The following is an 18,314-nucleotide window of genomic DNA, read 5'->3' as shown; positions in this document are numbered from 1 at the left end:
AATATGAAGAACTTTAAAATAACTTTCACATTCCTGTTGCTTTTATTTTTCGGGCTTAGCAACGCTCAGAAAATAGGAGTGGTAGATACTAATGAAATTTTAAATAAATTACCTCAGTATAAAGAAGCCGAAGCAAGATTAAATTCTCAAATCGATACCTGGCAGTCTGAACTTCAGAATTTACAGTCAGAATACGAAAGAAAAAAAGCGGCTTTTGAAAGTGAAAAAGTGTTATTGATAGGGGATCAGCTTAAACTACGAGAAAAAGAAGTCGTAGATCTTGAAAAAAATGTTAAAACGACAACAAGCTTACGTTTTGGAGCCAATGGCGAGATTACGAAGTTGAGAACAAACCTTGTTCTTCCGTTTCAGGATCAGATCTGGGGAGCCATCAAAACAATGTCCGAAAAAAATGGATTGGGCATAGTTCTTGATAAAAGCAATAACATTAGTGTTATTTTTCTTCAGGGAAAATACGATTATACAGAAAAGGTGTTGACTATTTTGCTGAAAGGATCAGATAAAAAAGAAAAAACTAACAGCAAAAAGTAATAGAAAATTAACCTTTGCTATATTTTAAAATCTAAAAACAAATTAAATTATTTATTTACCAATTATGAAAAAATTAAGTGTATTATTTGCAGCAGTGATGATGGTTGTGTCTGTAGGTATGGCAAAAGCTCAAAAAATTGCTACTTTAGATGTAATGGGAGTTCTTAATGCAATGCCTGAAAAGAAAAAAGCAGATGCAGATCTTAAAACATTCTTAGATACTAAACAAGCTGAGATTAAGAAGAAAGCAGATGCAGGACAAGCTAAATTAAAGCAGTACAGCGAAGAAGCTCCTAAGAAAACTGCAGACGAGAACAAAGCAAGAGAAGCTGAATTACAAAAAATCCAGGAAGAAATTGCTCAAATGCAAGACAAAGCTCAAAAAGACTTACAAGCTAAACAAGATGTAGCTTTTGGTCCAATTGAGAAAAAATTGAACGAAGCAGTTGAAAAAGTATCTAAAGCTAACGGATATGAGTATGTGATGGACGCAAACTCTCCAGCTTTCCTTTACAAAGCAGGGGCGGATGCTACACCAGCTGTAAAGAAAGAATTAGGAATTCAATAATTTCAGCAAATTAACAAAGATTTATAAAACTAACCACCTCTTTTAGAGGTGGTTTTTTTATTTTTGCGGAATGGAAAAAGAAGTATCAACCACGGTAAAAGTTAGGTTTAGTGATTGTGATCCGATCGGGCATTTAAATAATGTCAAATATCTCGACTATATGTTCAATGCCAGAGAAGATCATGTGGAGACATTTTACGGATTCACGTATGAAGAATATACTAAACAGACCGGCTGTACCTGGATTGCGATTCAAAATGAAATTGCCTATTTAAAAGAAGTAAGATATAATACCCAGGTGGTGATCAGTAGCAAAACCATCGATATACAGGACAGAACAGCGAAAGTTGAAATCTTAATGAAAAGTTTAGACGAAAAAACTGTTCATGCTGTGCTTTGGGTTACCGTAATTTATTTTAATGTTAAAACAAGAAAATCTGAAATTCATCCTGAAGATATAAAAGACGTATTTCAGAAGTTTTATGTAGATTTAATTCAGAAAGACTTCCAGTCAAGAGTCAAGTTCTTAAGATCTCAGAATGCAAAAAATTCTTAAGTGTAAATTTTTATAATTTAAAACTAATAAAATTAGATGAAAAAAATACTAGTAATAGGGAGTAATGGACAATTAGGAAACTGTATCAGAAAAATTGCCCCTGACTTTGAACATAAATACGAATTTTTATTTACAGATTCTACAACCCTGGATATTACAAACGAAGAGCAGGTCAATGATTTTTTCTATGATAATAAACCAGACTACTGTATCAATGCTTCTGCTTATACAGCCGTAGATCTTGCAGAAAAAGAAAAAGAGAAAGCATTTGCCGTGAATGCAGAAGGAGTAGCACATCTCGCTCAGGCTTGTTTTGATTCCAAAAGTATTTTAATTCATGTATCTACAGACTATGTTTTTGATGGAGATACCAATCTTGCCTATTCCGAAGATGATTTTACCAATCCAATAGGAGTATATGGAGAATCAAAGAGAAGAGGAGAAGAACTGGCCTTGGAAATTAATCCTAAAACAATTATCCTTAGAACCTCGTGGCTTTATTCAGAGTTTAATAAGAACTTTGTAAAAACGATGCTTAATTTATTTTCTCAAAAAGAAGAATTGGGAATTGTTGCAGATCAGTTCGGACAACCTACAAATGCTAATGATCTTGCCGAAGCAATTTTGGAAATTATCGAAACCCCTAATAAAAGCTTTGGTATATTTCATTTCTCAAACTATCCGGAAACCACATGGTTTGAATTTGCAAAAAAAATTGCTGAGTTTTCAAAGTCTTCTGTCAAATTAAACCCTTTAACTACGGAGCAATACCCAACTCCGGCGAAAAGACCGGTGAGAAGTACCATGTCATTAGATAAAATAGAAGATACCTATAAAATAGAACCAAAACATTGGGAAAATAGCCTTGAAGAATGTGTTGAAATACTTTTACAACAATAATCATATGAAAAATCTAGCAATCATCTTTTCTGTAATCTGTACCCAGCTATGGAACGCACAAAATGTTTATCTGAGTAAAGTAGAAAAAACTATTGATAATAAGGATAAATTCTTCTATAAAAAAGCTGAATCAATAAATGATGCTGTTTACTTAGGTATAATCGAAGTTCAGGGATTCTCAAAAGATGATGGAACCGTGTTTTCATTAATATATAAGAAGGCAAAAGAGATTGGTGCCAATACATTTGAATTGAAACCTTTTGAAAATATTGACGGCACACCCCAGCCATTCAATCCTGCAAACTATAAGATCGCACTATATTATACACCGAAAGAAAAGCTGACTGTCCAGAATGCAGATATGTATGTATTCGCTTCTTCAGAAAAAGATCAAAAAATAAACATCAATAAGAAGGATTATGTCCTGTCACCGAGATCTTTTTTAAAATTAAGAATAGTTCCCGGAGAGGTTTATACGATCTCAACAAAAAAACTATTAGGATCAACGATAAAGGTACAGCCTAAAACAGGAGATGATAATCTGTATTTTCAGATTTCGCCTTTAAAAGTTAAACCGGATAACACAGGAACCGGAGGTCTAAATCTGAAATCCGGTGATATTGTAGGATTAGAAAAATCCTTTGCAGAGTTTTTAAGTATGATTTATAAAGAAGATAAACAATAAAAGTATATTGTATAAATAGCTAATACCTGGTTTTAATAATAGCCAGGTATTTTTTATATATTTTGTTTACTTTTTTCATTGAAAAGATTCTTGCATCATAAATAGGTGTCTTTTATCGTTCGACAGACTTCAAATTGCACAAATAAAACATACCACCCCCTTTCGCTACTCTCCAACCCTCTTACTCTCAAACCCATTCAGGAGCTTTCTCCCGCTATCCACTCATACTCCTCGCGCCCGCGCTGTCATCCTGAGCGTAGCCGAAGGATCCAACGCTTGCTGCGGGGTATCCGTTGCTATCGGGGCTAGGGATATAAGTAATGAGTAATAAGTAATAAGTAATAAGTAATAAGTAATAAGTAATAAGTAATGTTGCATTCCCTAATACCACTTGGTTACTTTATTTTCTTTCAACTCTCTACTTTCAATTCTCCATTCTCCATTTTCAATAATATAAGTTATGATAAGATTAGGGCGACTTCAATTTGTTATCCTCATTATTATTCCGATATAAACTCTCTTTTGTCATCTCGCAGAGATCCGGGGAGCATTATCCATAATTCGGGTATTTCAGTTAAAGCGATATTATCAATAGCAACGGGCTTTAGCCCGTTGTACTTTATTTCCAGAACCTGGATCCTTCCAGGATGACAACTATAGGGTTAGATCAAAACAATAGTGACAACAATGAATAGAATACCTATATAAATACAGAATGATAATTCCTTCACATTAATAAAACGCTCGGCCATCAATAGGAGTGGGCTTTAGCCTAGTGGTGGTCGGAAGATTTTTTCTTCCGATTTTCATTTTTGGTTACTTAAGTTTTATCTTTGATAAGTATACTTATTAATATGTCCATTTTCAACGAACACAAAATTTCAGTTTCCCAGTTGTTAAGCTTTATTCCTGAAGCCCTTTTATCCCATCTTTCAGCCAATACTAAAGTAGATCATTATTCTAAAGTTCTTCAAGGCAGAAAGATGTTTTATCTTCTATTATTTGCCATTATCAGCAGTGAAAAATTAAGCCAGCGAACACTGGAAGACACATTTAAAGATCCTGTATTTAAGGCTTTATTCAATCTTGATGAAACTGAAACTGTCAGACGCAGTTCTATTTCTGAGAGGCTTTCGAAAATCGATTCAGGATACTTTAAAGAAATCTACGATTGTATTTATAATATGTTCTGTGATTCCTATAACCCGGCAGAAAGAGAAAAATATGATTTAATAAGAACAGATAGCACTGTTATTGGTGAAGCCGCTGGAAAATTAAAAGAAGGCATTGCTCAAAACGGAGGTAAGAAATTTATTAAGTACAGTGTCTTATTTGATGGACTACTTCCTTGCGGAGTTGAAATTTACAATACTCCCAAATACTGTGCAGAAGATAATGCTCTTTCTGAAGCTGTATTGCAACATGTGAAAAGAGAAAAAGAACATGCCAATATTTATATTATAGATAAAGGATTGGGTTCTGCCCAAAGAATGAAAGAATTTGATGATAAAGGGGTGTTTTTTGTTATAAGATCTAAAGAAAATAGAAAACATGAAGAAATAAAGTCTTTTATTGAAAAAGATCAGAATATCGACTTAGGAGAAATTGTACTGATAAAAGACAGTTTAGTAAAGCTATATTCGTCAAAACCTGTCCCAACTCAAAAAGGGAAAACTTATAATAAAGAGGAACAAATTGAAACACATTTCAGATTGGTTGTAGTAAGCAGCAAACAGCAACCTGAAAAAGAATTTTGGTTTCTGACCAATGACTTTCAAATCTCTGCAAAAGATATTGCGAATTATTATCGAAAAAGATGGGATATTGAAGTTTTTTTTAGATTTCTAAAACAGGAACTTCATGCAAGTCATCTTCTTTCACTCAATAAAAATGGTATAGAAGTAATGATTTACATGACTCTTATTACAGCTATGCTTATACTGATCTATAAAAAAGCAAATAATATAGGATATAAAACAGCCAAAAGAAGATTTGCTATGGAGATAAGAAACCTTGCCATATCCATATTAATAATAGGGGCAGGTGGAAATCCTGATAAAGTCTTTAAAACTTAAAATAAAATGGTCGGACATTCTTCCGACCACCACTAGGCTTTAGCCCACTCAAATAAATAAATCATATTCCCCTGGCTTTAGCCCAAACGTATTTCAAAATGATTTTTGAAAACTGCACCACATTATATATATGGCATATCTTCCATTACCCATTACCCATTACCCATTACCCATTACCCATTACTCATAATAGAAAACTCCCCAGACCCTCATTTTCCCTCCCACTCTCCAACGCTCTGACACTTCCACCTGATCCTTCAAACATTTGTTTAAAATTTTTCTTCTTGCCTACCAGTACTTTACCTTTAAATATTACGGAAAAGTAAATTTTATGTTAAATAAAGTTGCGTGGTATGATGGAAGTTTCTATCTTTGCCCCACTGAAAAACGAAAGATATTCGGTAAGCGCAGAAGGGCTTTTAGATAAGCATAAACATTAAGATCTACGAAAGAAACGAGACGAAAAAAAACTTTTACTTTTTAATAAAAAAGGTTGCGAGTTAAAATAAAGTTAGTATCTTTGCAGTCCCAATTAAGGGAGCGCAGGAGTAGATAGATTGAGGGTTAGAGAGGAATTAAGGTTACAAAATAAACTTTAAAATTTTCTTCAAAAACATTTGGTCATTAAGAAATAAAGTTTTACTTTTGCACTCGCAAATACGGAGCGCCACTGACAGAAGAGAGTGCTTCGTTGAAAAGCGAAAGACAAGAAGTTCATTGAAATATAATATAACAACCAAGTAAGGAAAAACTAAAGCGTTAAAAAACTTTGAGTGAGTCAGACAAACATACAATGGAGAGTTTGATCCTGGCTCAGGATGAACGCTAGCGGGAGGCCTAACACATGCAAGCCGAGCGGTAGAGATTCTTCGGAATCTTGAGAGCGGCGTACGGGTGCGGAACACGTGTGCAACCTGCCTTTATCTGGGGGATAGCCTTTCGAAAGGAAGATTAATACCCCATAATATATTGAATGGCATCATTTGATATTGAAAACTCCGGTGGATAGAGATGGGCACGCGCAAGATTAGATAGTTGGTGAGGTAACGGCTCACCAAGTCTACGATCTTTAGGGGGCCTGAGAGGGTGATCCCCCACACTGGTACTGAGACACGGACCAGACTCCTACGGGAGGCAGCAGTGAGGAATATTGGACAATGGGTGAGAGCCTGATCCAGCCATCCCGCGTGAAGGACGACGGCCCTATGGGTTGTAAACTTCTTTTGTATAGGGATAAACCTACTCTCGTGAGAGTAGCTGAAGGTACTATACGAATAAGCACCGGCTAACTCCGTGCCAGCAGCCGCGGTAATACGGAGGGTGCAAGCGTTATCCGGATTTATTGGGTTTAAAGGGTCCGTAGGCGGATCTGTAAGTCAGTGGTGAAATCTCACAGCTTAACTGTGAAACTGCCATTGATACTGCAGGTCTTGAGTGTTGTTGAAGTAGCTGGAATAAGTAGTGTAGCGGTGAAATGCATAGATATTACTTAGAACACCAATTGCGAAGGCAGGTTACTAAGCAACAACTGACGCTGATGGACGAAAGCGTGGGGAGCGAACAGGATTAGATACCCTGGTAGTCCACGCCGTAAACGATGCTAACTCGTTTTTGGGCTTTCGGGTTCAGAGACTAAGCGAAAGTGATAAGTTAGCCACCTGGGGAGTACGTTCGCAAGAATGAAACTCAAAGGAATTGACGGGGGCCCGCACAAGCGGTGGATTATGTGGTTTAATTCGATGATACGCGAGGAACCTTACCAAGGCTTAAATGGGAAATGACAGGTTTAGAAATAGACTTTTCTTCGGACATTTTTCAAGGTGCTGCATGGTTGTCGTCAGCTCGTGCCGTGAGGTGTTAGGTTAAGTCCTGCAACGAGCGCAACCCCTGTCACTAGTTGCCATCATTAAGTTGGGGACTCTAGTGAGACTGCCTACGCAAGTAGAGAGGAAGGTGGGGATGACGTCAAATCATCACGGCCCTTACGCCTTGGGCCACACACGTAATACAATGGCCAGTACAGAGGGCAGCTACACAGCGATGTGATGCAAATCTCGAAAGCTGGTCTCAGTTCGGATTGGAGTCTGCAACTCGACTCTATGAAGCTGGAATCGCTAGTAATCGCGCATCAGCCATGGCGCGGTGAATACGTTCCCGGGCCTTGTACACACCGCCCGTCAAGCCATGGAAGTCTGGGGTACCTGAAGTCGGTGACCGTAATAGGAGCTGCCTAGGGTAAAACAGGTAACTAGGGCTAAGTCGTAACAAGGTAGCCGTACCGGAAGGTGCGGCTGGAACATCTCATTTTAGAGCGTCTTTTAGACGATAAACAAAATTAGTATCTTAGGATACAAGTACTTACTTAAAGTAAAGCTTTAGTTTTTTGTTTGGTTGATTATATAAAAAAATACAACACCCACTAGAAATTAGTATTAGGGAAAGAGATTGAGCAATGCAGAGGAAGAAGGAATTACTTATTACTCATCATTCATTACTCATAACAAAGTCTCGTAGCTCAGCTGGTTAGAGCGCTACACTGATAATGTAGAGGTCGGCAGTTCGAGCCTGCCCGAGACTACTAATTTTGAGTACAAGAGTTTTAGAGTATACGAGAATATGAGTTTAATGCTCAAAGGCTCAAACCCTACTACTCCTACACTCGACTAGAGGGGAATTAGCTCAGCTGGCTAGAGCGCCTGCCTTGCACGCAGGAGGTCAAGGGTTCGACTCCCTTATTCTCCACATAGTTACAGTAATGTAACAAGAATAGAAGATATTTATAAAATAAAACACAGGATTTTAGCCGATAGGGGCTAGAGCGTCCCGATTCATCGGGAAGGTCAAGGGTTCGACTCCCTTATTCTCCACAGTTTTGAAAGCTTAATTTAAAAGTTACGGATAGAGCCAAAAACAATATCTGTTCATTAAGCTGACAAGAAGACATTAAGATCATTGACATTAACGGTAAAGACATCACAAAGAGATAACCGAGCACTTTCGAGTGCCGAGTTTATAAAAATATCGATAAATTAAATTTTATCAAAAAATACTGAACTAATTTAATATTAGGAAAGAAATCGTTAAGGGCGTATGGCGGATGCCTAGGCTTTCAGAGGCGACGAAGGACGTGGTAAGCTGCGAAAAGCTGCGGGGATTGGCACACACGAATTGATCCGCAGATGTCCGAATGGGGCAACCCGGCATGTTGAAGACATGTCACTCTAAATTTATTTAGAGAGCAAACCCGGAGAACTGAAACATCTAAGTACCCGGAGGAAAAGAAATCGAAGAGATTCCGTAAGTAGTGGCGAGCGAAAGCGGATTAGCCCAAAAGCTGATATATGTTTAATAGAATGTTCTGGAAAGAACGGCCGTAGAGGGTGATAGCCCCGTATATGAAAGGCATATTTGAGTGATAAATGAGTAGGGCGGGACACGTGAAATCCTGTCTGAATATGGGGGGACCATCCTCCAAGGCTAAATACTCCTGAAAGACCGATAGTGAACAAGTACTGTGAAGGAAAGGTGAAAAGCACTTCGAATAGAAGGGTGAAATAGAACCTGAAACCGTACGCCTACAAGCGGTCGGAGCACCTATATGGTGTGACGGCGTGCCTTTTGCATAATGAGCCTACGAGTTAATTTTACTAGCGAGGTTAAGGTATTAAGTACCGGAGCCGGAGCGAAAGCGAGTCTGAATAGGGCGTATAGTTAGTAGGATTAGACGCGAAACCTTGTGATCTACCCATGGGCAGGTTGAAGCTCTGGTAACACAGAGTGGAGGACCGAACCGGTTGACGTTGAAAAGTCTTCGGATGACCTGTGGGTAGGGGTGAAAGGCCAATCAAACTGGGAGATAGCTCGTACTCTCCGAAATGCATTTAGGTGCAGCGTCGTATATAAGTTTATTAGAGGTAGAGCTACTGATTGGATGCGGGGGAGTCAAATCCTACCAATTCCTGACAAACTCCGAATGCTAATAAATGTTCTACGGCAGTGAGGGCATGGGTGCTAAGGTCCATGTCCGAGAGGGAAAGAACCCAGACCAACAGCTAAGGTCCCCAAATATATGTTAAGTTGAAGCAACGCGGTTGGACTGCATTGACAGCTAGGATGTTGGCTTGGAAGCAGCCATTCATTTAAAGAGTGCGTAACAGCTCACTAGTCGAGCGGTCCGGCATGGATAATAATCGGGCATAAACATATTACCGAAGCTATGGATTTGTATCTTAGGGATACATCTGGTAGGAGAGCATTCTATTTGCGCCGAAGCAGTACTGTGAGGTATTGTGGAGCGGATAGAAAAGAAAATGTAGGCATAAGTAACGATAAAGGGGGCGAGAAACCCCCTCACCGAAAGACTAAGGTTTCCTCAGCCATGCTAATCAGCTGAGGGTTAGTCGGGACCTAACGCGAACCCGAAAGGGGTAGTGGATGGACAATGGGTTAATATTCCCATACTTGCTCACACTAAAAAGGGGACGGAGTGCCGTACTTACTGGAGACTGACGGAATAGTCAAGGCCTAGCCTTCGGGCGAAGCTGCTGTAGGGAAAGTGCTTCCAAGAAAAGCCGAAGTGAAGCAACCCGTACCAAAACCGACACAGGTAGTCGAGGAGAGAATCCTAAGGTGCTAGAGTGAATCATGGTTAAGGAACTAGGCAAAATAGTCTCGTAACTTCGGGAGAAGAGACGCCATCAGCAATGGTGGCCGCAGTAAAGAGGCCCAGGCGACTGTTTATCAAAAACACAGGACTCTGCAAAATCGAAAGATGCAGTATAGGGTCTGACACCTGCCCGGTGCTGGAAGGTTAAGGAAGGTGCTTAGGGTTAAACCGAAGGCATTAACTGAAGCCCCAGTAAACGGCGGCCGTAACTATAACGGTCCTAAGGTAGCGAAATTCCTTGTCGGGTAAGTTCCGACCTGCACGAATGGTGTAACGATCTGGGCACTGTCTCAACCATGAGCTCTGTGAAATTGTAGTCTCGGTGAAGATGCCGAGTACCCGCAATGGGACGAAAAGACCCTGTGAACCTTTACTATAACTTCGTATTGACTTTGAGTAAGTAATGTGTAGGATAGGTGGGAGGCTGTGAAGCGGGCACGCTAGTGTTTGTGGAGCCAACGTTGAAATACCACCCTTTACTTACTTGGAGCCTAACTTCCTTTGGGAAGGACATTGCGTGGTGGGTAGTTTGACTGGGGTGGTCGCCTCCAAAAGAGTAACGGAGGCTTTCAAAGGTACCCTCAGCACGCTTGGTAACCGTGCGTAGAGTGTAATGGCATAAGGGTGCTTGACTGTGAGACCTACAAGTCGATCAGGTGCGAAAGCAGGACATAGTGATCCGGTGGTTCCGTATGGAAGGGCCATCGCTCATAGGATAAAAGGTACTCCGGGGATAACAGGCTAGTCTCCCCCAAGAGCTCACATCGACGGGGAGGTTCGGCACCTCGATGTCGGCTCGTCACATCCTGGGGCTGGAGAAGGTCCCAAGGGTTGGGCTGTTCGCCCATTAAAGTGGCACGCGAGCTGGGTTCAGAACGTCGTGAGACAGTTCGGTCTCTATCTATTGCGGGCGTTAGATGTTTGAGAGGGCTTGATTCTAGTACGAGAGGACCGAATTGAACAAACCTCTGGTGTATCAGTTGTACCGCCAGGTGCACTGCTGAGTAGCTACGTTTGGAAGAGATAAGCACTGAAGGCATATAAGTGCGAAACTCGCCTCAAGATGAGACATCTTTTAAGGGTCGTGGGAGATGACCACGTTGATAGGCTATAGGTGTAAAGACAGTAATGTCATAGCCGAGTAGTACTAATTACCCGTAGATTTATAGCCTGATATGGTACTGCGAAAGTGCAGCAAGGTTAGCTCTTTGTGAAAGTTTTTATCGATTAAAATGCAAAAGGCAAACAGCAAAAAGTGATTGGCAAACAAGCCAGGAGCCCTATGCAATAAGCCAGATGCTATATACAACCTTTAGGGTGGTTTTAGCGGTGGGGCTCACCTGTTCCCATTCCGAACACAGAAGTTAAGCCCACCAGCGCCGATGGTACTGCGAAAGCGGGAGAGTAGGCCGCCGCCAGTTTTTATTTTATTTTAAAAGTCTCATACAGTCATGTATGAGACTTTTTTTTGGTATATACCCCTAGGAATAGGTAATGAGCAATGAGTAATGAGTGATAAGTAATGTTGAATTACCATATACCACTGGGTTACTTTATTTTCAATCTTTCAATCCCCAACCTTTTTTCTACTCCCTTCAACTTTCAATTCTTCATTTTCAATAATATAAGTTATGATAAGATTAGGGTGACTTCAATAATTTGTTATCCTCATTATTATTCCCTGATATGCACCTGTTTTGTCATCCTGAAAGGATCTGGACGGTTGAAAAGAGATATGCAGCATTATATTCTAATTAAATAATTGAATAATGCTGCTTGGATCTCTGCGAGATGACAAAGATTGCGGATATGCGTGTAGATAAGGTTTCTAGGTTTTGGCTAAAGCCGATGGAAGGATTGATTATTTGTACAACGGGCTAAACCCGTCGCTATTGATGATGATAACTTATACAGAACCGCAGAATTATGGTAATGCTATTCAGATCTCTACGAGATGGCAAAGATTGTATACGTACCTGTTGATTGTTGAGCCATGATTGCTCATTACTTATTACCCATTACTCATCAAATAGCCCTGATAGCAACGGATACCCCGCAGCAAGCGTTGGATCCGTGGACCAGGTTCAGGATGGCAGCGATAGCGCGAGGAGTATGAGTGGATAGCAGGATAAAGCTACTGAAATTTAAATATTACTTAAAGAAACAATAAATCAATATCTGGGACTATTATAATGATTTTCTAAGATATAGTTTGGAAGGATTTTCTATTTGGACCTTTTCATTTTTTATAACCATTTCGGCAAGCCTTTTACCCATTGATGAAAAATCTGTAGACAATGTAGTAATGCCTTCTTCAACTACTTTTTTTAAAGGGGTTTCATTATATGATATAATGCCGATGTCTGTGCCTAATTTTAATTTTTTCTCTTTACACTTTTCTACAGCCTGTACTAATTGCCGATCGTCAGGAATAAGAAACATCTGACCCTTTCTGAAGCTATGTCTTTGAAACCCGGATATGATCGAATAGTTTTTGTGGAAAGTTTCACAATATTTTACAAAGCCATTCACCATATCAATAGGCTCTTTTTCTCCGGGAAAGACAATAATAAAATGATTATATTTTTGTAATACCTGCGAGTAGGAAGTCATTGCTTCGAATATATCTTTTACAAAGTTTTGATAGATTCCCGGATATTGCTTCAACGTGTCCCGCATCTGATCTATAATGTAAACATCATCCTTTGCAAGGCTTTCCAAAAAAGGTTCAATGGCTTCTACATTTCCTGGCATTATAATATACTTGTTGTAATTTCCTGTATTATCTTTAATAAGCTTTCTGAACATGGAGTAGTTAAAGTGATGGAAAAAAATATCAACATGCCCTTTCTTTCCAATACCTTTTAAGAAGGAATTCAGTAAATCTTCTTTAAATGAATTCAGCTCATCAAATAGTAGAAAATAGCGTTTTTCGTAGGTGAAATCTTCCGTTCTTACATAATAACCCTTTGCAGGAATAGCCTGAATAATCCCTTTCTTTTTAAGTACATCATAAGCCAGTAGCACCGTATCTCTTGAAACCTGATTTTCCATACAAATTTTGTTGACAGAGGGTAATCTGTCATTTCTGAACAATCTTTTAGAAATGATGGCCTGCTCTATACATTCAATAATTTGTTTGTAGATAGGCGTATTGCTTTCTTTGTCTATAATAACAAGTTTCAAAACTGGTGGTATAAAATTAAAAACAGGTAGGTATTGGGATGTAAATATATTCAATCTTTATATCTTGAACAAGACTTTTTATTTTACCATGGAGAATATACTTTTCAGAAAGCTTGTTAATCAAAAAGGTTTTGAAGTTACATTCTGTAATTTCGGGGCAACAATTACTTCATTTAAAATTCCAACTTCTGATGGGAATCAAATTGATGTTGTTTTGGGATTTGATACTATTGAAGGGTATAAGAAATCATTTGAACTTCAGGCGCAACCTTTCCTGGGTGCTGTTGTTGGACCACATGCCGGAAGATTAGCGTTTGGAAAATATATGGACGATGGAACAGAAATCCAACTTGAAAAAAATTGTGGTGAACATCATCTTCATGGGGGAAGTATTAATCTTAGTAATCAATTTTGGGAATTAATATTACAATCAGATGATCGGTTGGTTTTTGAAATTGCCACAAATGATGGGCAGACAAAATATACTGCAGAGTATTTTTTAAATGATGATACCTTATTTACGAATTTAAGAGCAACGACTAAAGTTAATACCTTAGTGAATCTTACTCAACATTCTTATTTTAATCTTGAAGGTCACCAAGGGAGCATTTGTAATTTAAAAATGAAATTGCTATCCTCGGAATTTCTGGAAAAAAATGCTGATCTTCTTCCTACAGGGAAATTACTGAACATCAAAAATACACAATTTGACTTTTCTGAATTCGGAACCTGCCCAGCTGAGATTGATACGTCGTTTGTGCTCAGTGGAAAAAATCCCGGGGCGATCCTAAGGAATGATAAAAATGGATTGAGTCTAAAAGTCTATACCAATCAACCAATCATCCACGTATATGTGGGCGGCAATACTCAGCCTCTTATAGGAAAAGAAAATACGGAGTATCATAATACAAGTGGAATTTGTTTTGAAGCACAAAATTTCCCGGATTCTCCCAATCACAGTAACTTCAAAAACGGGATTCTCAGAGAAGGTGAGAACTATAGTAATGAAATTGCTTTTAAGTTTGAGATTGATTCAATTTAAAAATAATAAAGACCACTAATTAAGATGAAAGGACTTATTGCAGCAACAGAAGACGCATTCCGATTACATTTCGGAACCAATGCTGATCATATTTTTCTATCACCAGGTCGTGTTAATATTATTGGTGAGCATCTCGATTACAATGATGGGTTTGTACTTCCTGCTGCTATTGATAAATATATATGTTTTGCTGTGAGAAAAAATTCGGAAAGCTCGGTCTGCCGGATTTTTGCAACAGATTTCAATGAATTATTTTCTTTTGAAATTAATAATAAGGTAAACGGACAATGGCCGACATGGGTAGGCTATATTCTGGGAGTGATTAACGAAATCCGGCAACTTGGTAAAAACCTTCGTGGATTGGATGTCGTTTTTAAAGGAAATATTCCTATGGGCGCAGGAATTTCTTCTTCTGCGGCTTTAGAATGTGGCTTTGCTACAGTTTTGAACACCCTTTTTAATCTGCAGCTTCCCAAAAAGGACATTGCATTACTTAGTCAAAGAGCTGAAAATAATTTTGTAGGAGTGAATTGTGGGATCATGGATCAGTTTGCATCCGTGTTCGGGCAAAAAGATAAAGTGATCATGCTTAATTGTGATTCACTCGAATATCAATACTATGATGCAAAGTTAACAGATCATAGTTTCATTTTGTTGGATAGTTGTGTGAAGCATTCACATCTTTCATCAGGGTATAATGAAAGAAGAACAGAAGTTGAAACCGGAAAAACAATCATCAGAACTAAATTTCCTGAGATGAGATCCTTCCGGGACTGTACACCTGAAATGCTGGAAGCAACCAAAAATGAATTGGGAGAGATTCCTTATAAACGTTGCTTGTATGTCATCGAAGAAATGGCAAGAGTCGTAAAAGCAGCAAATGCTTTGAAAAACGGGGACTTAAAATTATTAGGAGAACTTTTGGTCCAAACCCATTTCGGACTTTCCCAACAATATGAAGTGAGTTGCCCGGAACTCGATTTTCTGGTTGATCAAGCTTTACAGCTTGATGGTGTGATGGGGGCAAGAATGATGGGCGGTGGATTTGGCGGTTGTTCAATTAATTTAATCGAAAATAATAAAGAACAATCTATTGTTGAGGAAATGAAACTTCGATATCATAATGAATATGGAATTGCATTAAAAGTATACAAAGTAAAGATTTCACACGGTACCAAAGAATATAAAAAAGATGAAGACCAGATTTAGTTCTAAAGATCATCCGCACAGAAGGTACAATCCTCTTCTTGATGAATGGACTCTTGTTTCACCTCAAAGAGCAAAACGACCGTGGCAAGGGCAGCAGGAAAAGGTTTTTATGGAAAATAATGAAGAATACGATCCCAATTGCTATCTCTGTTCAGGAAATACAAGAGCTAACGGAGTGCAAAATCCGATCTATAAAGGAGTATATGTTTTTGATAATGATTTTGGATCCTTACTTAATGATGAAGTATCCAGTCCAGAGACGAGTCACGAGTTTTTTATCATGAAGCCCGAGCGTGGAATAAATCGGGTAATATGCTTTTCCGAAGATCATAGTCTTACCCTTCCTGAAATGAATACGGAAGATATTGTAAAAATAATTGAAGCCTGGCAGCAAGAATATAAAGACCTTGGAAGCCTCGATTACATTAATCACGTTCAGATTTTTGAAAACAAAGGAGCAATTATGGGATGTAGTAATCCACATCCGCATGGTCAGATCTGGGCCCAATCTTCAATTCCTTCCCAAGTTATCATAACAGGAGAGAATCTTAAGAAATATTTTGAAAAAAATGGGCGTTCCCTTCTACTGGATTATTTGCATGAAGAGCAAAAAGCCGATGAAAGAATTGTTTCGGAGAACGAAGATTTTATAGCACTGGTTCCTTTTTGGGCAACATGGCCCTATGAAACCATGATCATCAGTAAAAGACATCTCAGGAATATTACAGAATTTACTCAAAAAGAAAAAATAGCATTGGCTGAAATTATTAAAACACTAACCATTAAATATGATAATATTTTTGAAACTTCTTTTCCATATTCTGCTGGAATTCATCAGGCACCTACTGATGGAACCCTGAATTCTGAATGGCATTTCCATATGCACTTCTATCCTCCCTTGCTACGTTCTGCAACAGTAAAGAAATTTATGGTAGGATATGAATTGCTTGCCGAAGGCCAAAGAGATAGTACTCCCGAACAAAGTGCTGAAATTCTGAAGAAATTATCAACCTTCCATTATAAAAACAAACACACAAATGAATAAATTAACTACAATTGATTACATCGTCTTTACATTGTATTTTGTGACGATTGTTATTTACGGAATTTATATTTTCAACCGAAAAAGAAAAAAAGAGGCAGACAGTAAAGATTATTTTCTGGCCGAAGGTTCATTAACCTGGTGGGCGATTGGGGCATCCCTTATTGCCAGCAATATCAGTGCAGAGCAGTTCATAGGAATGAGCGGAAGTGGGTTTAGTATGGGATTGGCAATCGCTACTTACGAGTGGATGGCTGCTTTTACCCTGATTATTGTTGCTGTTTTCTTCATTCCTGTCTATCTTAAAAATAAAATTTATACCATGCCGCAGTATCTCCATAAAAGATACAACGAAAAAGTAGCATTGATTATGTCTGTTTTTTGGCTGATGCTTTATATTGTCGTCAACTTAACATCCATTCTCTATCTGGGTGCATTGGCGCTCAACGGCATTTCAGGATTTAATCTCACCTTATGCATGAGCTTTCTTGCAATTTTTGCCATCATGATTACATTAGGAGGTATGAAAGTAATTGGTTATACAGATGTCATTCAGGTTTTTTTTCTGATTTTAGGAGGACTCGTAACAACCTATCTTGCGGTCACAATGATTTCAGAAGGTAAAGATTTATCTTCATTTGCAAAAGGGCTTACCTCAATGAGGAAATTGGCTGATGATCATTTCCATATGATTTTCAGGAAAACAGACCCTCATTATATTGACCTGCCAGGTATTTCTGTTCTCATCGGCGGAATGCTTATTGTAAACCTCAATTATTGGGGATGCAATCAATACATTACACAACGTGCCTTAGGAGCCGATCTTAAAACAGCCCGCAACGGGATTTTATTTGCTGCTTTTCTAAAACTATTAATGCCGGTGATTGTAGTATTGCCTGGTATTGCCGCTTATATATTGTACCAGAAAGGATTATTTCAGCAGGAAATGCTTCAGGATGGTAGCCTAAATCCGGATCGGGCTTACCCAACTTTACTTAATCTTCTTCCTTCAGGGTTAAAAGGTTTGTCATTTGCTGCCCTTACTGCTGCCATAGTCGCTTCTCTCGCCGGAAAAGCCAATAGTATTGCCACCATATTTACATTAGATATCTATAAACAATACATCAAAAAGGATGCTTCAGAAAACAAACTTGTACAGATCGGTAAATTTGCCGTAGTTGTTTCTATTATCCTTGCGGTAATCATAGCTCCTTTTTTAGGAATAGATAGAAAAGGAGGCTTTCAATATATACAGGAGTATACAGGCTTTGTCAGCCCGGGTGTCTTTGCCATGTTTATTCTGGGATTCTTCTGGAAAAAAACAACTCCCAATGCTGCACTTTTTGCAATAATTGCTGGATTTATCTTTTCAATAGGCTTGAAATTTGTTCCATTATTCGTTGATCTGTCTTTTTTATATCCGGTCAATTTTGCCGTTCCAAATGCCGAGGGAGTTTACGAAATCGCATTTATTGATCGTATGGCGGTTGTTTTTTTATTCTGTGTACTGGGAATGTATATCATTAGTATCAAGGAAACCCGACAAGGATTGAAAACAAATGCCTTGAAAATTGATTATTCCATGTTCAGAGTCGACAAGACATTCGCAATAGGAAGTATATTGATAATAATAATTCTCATTATTCTATATACGTGGTTCAGGTAGCATACAATTAAAACAATCACCTCTTTACAAAAGAATAGGGAAGGAGGAGCAATCATTTCATTCATACTCCCAGCTCTCATAATTTTACCCTCAAACCCTTAAACTCTCTCACTCTCAAACCCTCTTACTTTCAAACCCATTCAGGAGCTTCTCCCGCTATCCACTCA

Annotated in this window: 11 protein-coding genes, 3 tRNA genes and 3 rRNA genes; 16 read left to right on the top strand and 1 reads right to left on the bottom strand. The window is 38.5% G+C overall.

The window, feature by feature from the left end:
• The first annotated feature begins 3 nt into the window (after window positions 1-3).
• The 12 genes from EG342_RS03375 to rrf all read left to right on the top strand — a co-directional run bounded on the left by EG342_RS03375 (window position 4) and on the right by rrf (window position 11,423).
• A complete protein-coding gene (locus EG342_RS03375; protein WP_103289244.1) occupies window positions 4-552 on the top strand; it encodes an OmpH/Skp family outer membrane protein in 549 nt (182 codons plus the stop codon).
• 64 nt (window positions 553-616) lie between these two features.
• Window positions 617-1,120 carry an OmpH/Skp family outer membrane protein gene (locus EG342_RS03370; protein WP_103288409.1) on the top strand — a complete coding sequence of 168 codons (504 nt, stop codon included), beginning with the start codon at window positions 617-619 and terminating at the stop codon, window positions 1,118-1,120.
• Window positions 1,121-1,190: 70 nt separating this feature from the next.
• Window positions 1,191-1,676 carry an acyl-CoA thioesterase gene (locus tag EG342_RS03365; protein ID WP_103288408.1) on the top strand — a complete coding sequence of 162 codons (486 nt, stop codon included), beginning with the start codon at window positions 1,191-1,193 and terminating at the stop codon, window positions 1,674-1,676.
• 36 nt (window positions 1,677-1,712) lie between these two features.
• Window positions 1,713-2,576 carry a dTDP-4-dehydrorhamnose reductase gene (gene rfbD, locus EG342_RS03360; RefSeq protein WP_103288407.1) on the top strand — a complete coding sequence of 288 codons (864 nt, stop codon included), beginning with the start codon at window positions 1,713-1,715 and terminating at the stop codon, window positions 2,574-2,576.
• A 4-nt stretch (window positions 2,577-2,580) separates the two neighbouring features.
• A complete protein-coding gene (locus EG342_RS03355; protein WP_103288406.1) occupies window positions 2,581-3,261 on the top strand; it encodes a hypothetical protein in 681 nt (226 codons plus the stop codon).
• A gap of 854 nt (window positions 3,262-4,115) precedes the next feature.
• A complete protein-coding gene (locus EG342_RS03350) occupies window positions 4,116-5,336 on the top strand; it encodes an IS4 family transposase (protein WP_123868022.1) in 1,221 nt (406 codons plus the stop codon).
• Window positions 5,337-6,126: 790 nt separating this feature from the next.
• Window positions 6,127-7,643 (top strand): 16S ribosomal RNA (locus EG342_RS03340).
• A gap of 197 nt (window positions 7,644-7,840) precedes the next feature.
• Window positions 7,841-7,914: transfer RNA gene (locus tag EG342_RS03335), tRNA-Ile, on the top strand.
• 90 nt (window positions 7,915-8,004) lie between these two features.
• Window positions 8,005-8,078: transfer RNA gene (locus tag EG342_RS03330), tRNA-Ala, on the top strand.
• A gap of 52 nt (window positions 8,079-8,130) precedes the next feature.
• Window positions 8,131-8,203: transfer RNA gene (locus tag EG342_RS25060), tRNA-OTHER, on the top strand.
• A 203-nt stretch (window positions 8,204-8,406) separates the two neighbouring features.
• A 23S ribosomal RNA gene (locus EG342_RS03325) occupies window positions 8,407-11,173 on the top strand.
• 142 nt (window positions 11,174-11,315) lie between these two features.
• Window positions 11,316-11,423: ribosomal RNA gene (rrf, locus tag EG342_RS03320) — 5S ribosomal RNA — on the top strand.
• The 16S, 23S and 5S rRNA genes sit together here with 3 tRNA genes alongside, the layout of an rRNA operon.
• Before the next feature lie 766 nt (window positions 11,424-12,189).
• On the opposite strand, the gene EG342_RS03315 is transcribed toward rrf, so the two are convergent.
• Window positions 12,190-13,188 (bottom strand): GntR family transcriptional regulator, encoded by a 999-nt coding sequence (locus EG342_RS03315; RefSeq protein ID WP_103294393.1) that lies wholly within the window; start codon window positions 13,186-13,188, stop codon window positions 12,190-12,192.
• An 88-nt stretch (window positions 13,189-13,276) separates the two neighbouring features.
• On the opposite strand from EG342_RS03315, the gene EG342_RS03310 reads away from it, so the two are divergent.
• From EG342_RS03310 to EG342_RS03295, 4 genes are read left to right on the top strand one after another with little or no spacing between them, the layout of a single operon-like run.
• Window positions 13,277-14,230: an aldose epimerase family protein gene (locus EG342_RS03310; RefSeq protein WP_123868023.1), complete on the top strand. Its 954-nt coding sequence runs from the start codon at window positions 13,277-13,279 to the stop codon at window positions 14,228-14,230.
• A gap of 24 nt (window positions 14,231-14,254) precedes the next feature.
• The gene (galK, locus tag EG342_RS03305) at window positions 14,255-15,439 is read left to right on the top strand and encodes a galactokinase (protein ID WP_246008726.1); all 1,185 of its coding nucleotides are present in this window, start codon (window positions 14,255-14,257) and stop codon (window positions 15,437-15,439) included.
• Window positions 15,423-16,484, top strand: a complete 1,062-nt coding sequence (locus EG342_RS03300; protein ID WP_103294390.1) for a UDP-glucose--hexose-1-phosphate uridylyltransferase — start codon at window positions 15,423-15,425, stop codon at window positions 16,482-16,484. The genes galK and EG342_RS03300 overlap by 17 nt, the downstream gene beginning before the upstream one ends.
• A complete protein-coding gene (locus EG342_RS03295) occupies window positions 16,477-18,147 on the top strand; it encodes a sodium:solute symporter family transporter (RefSeq protein ID WP_103294389.1) in 1,671 nt (556 codons plus the stop codon). The genes EG342_RS03300 and EG342_RS03295 overlap by 8 nt, the downstream gene beginning before the upstream one ends.
• Window positions 18,148-18,314: the final 167 nt, after the last annotated feature.

Origin of the sequence: Chryseobacterium lactis (assembly GCF_003815875.1) — a bacterium.
GTDB lineage: Bacteria > Bacteroidota > Bacteroidia > Flavobacteriales > Weeksellaceae > Chryseobacterium > Chryseobacterium lactis.
The sequence above is the reverse complement of the archived record's forward strand: the minus strand, read 5'-3'. Positions and strand labels throughout refer to the sequence as shown.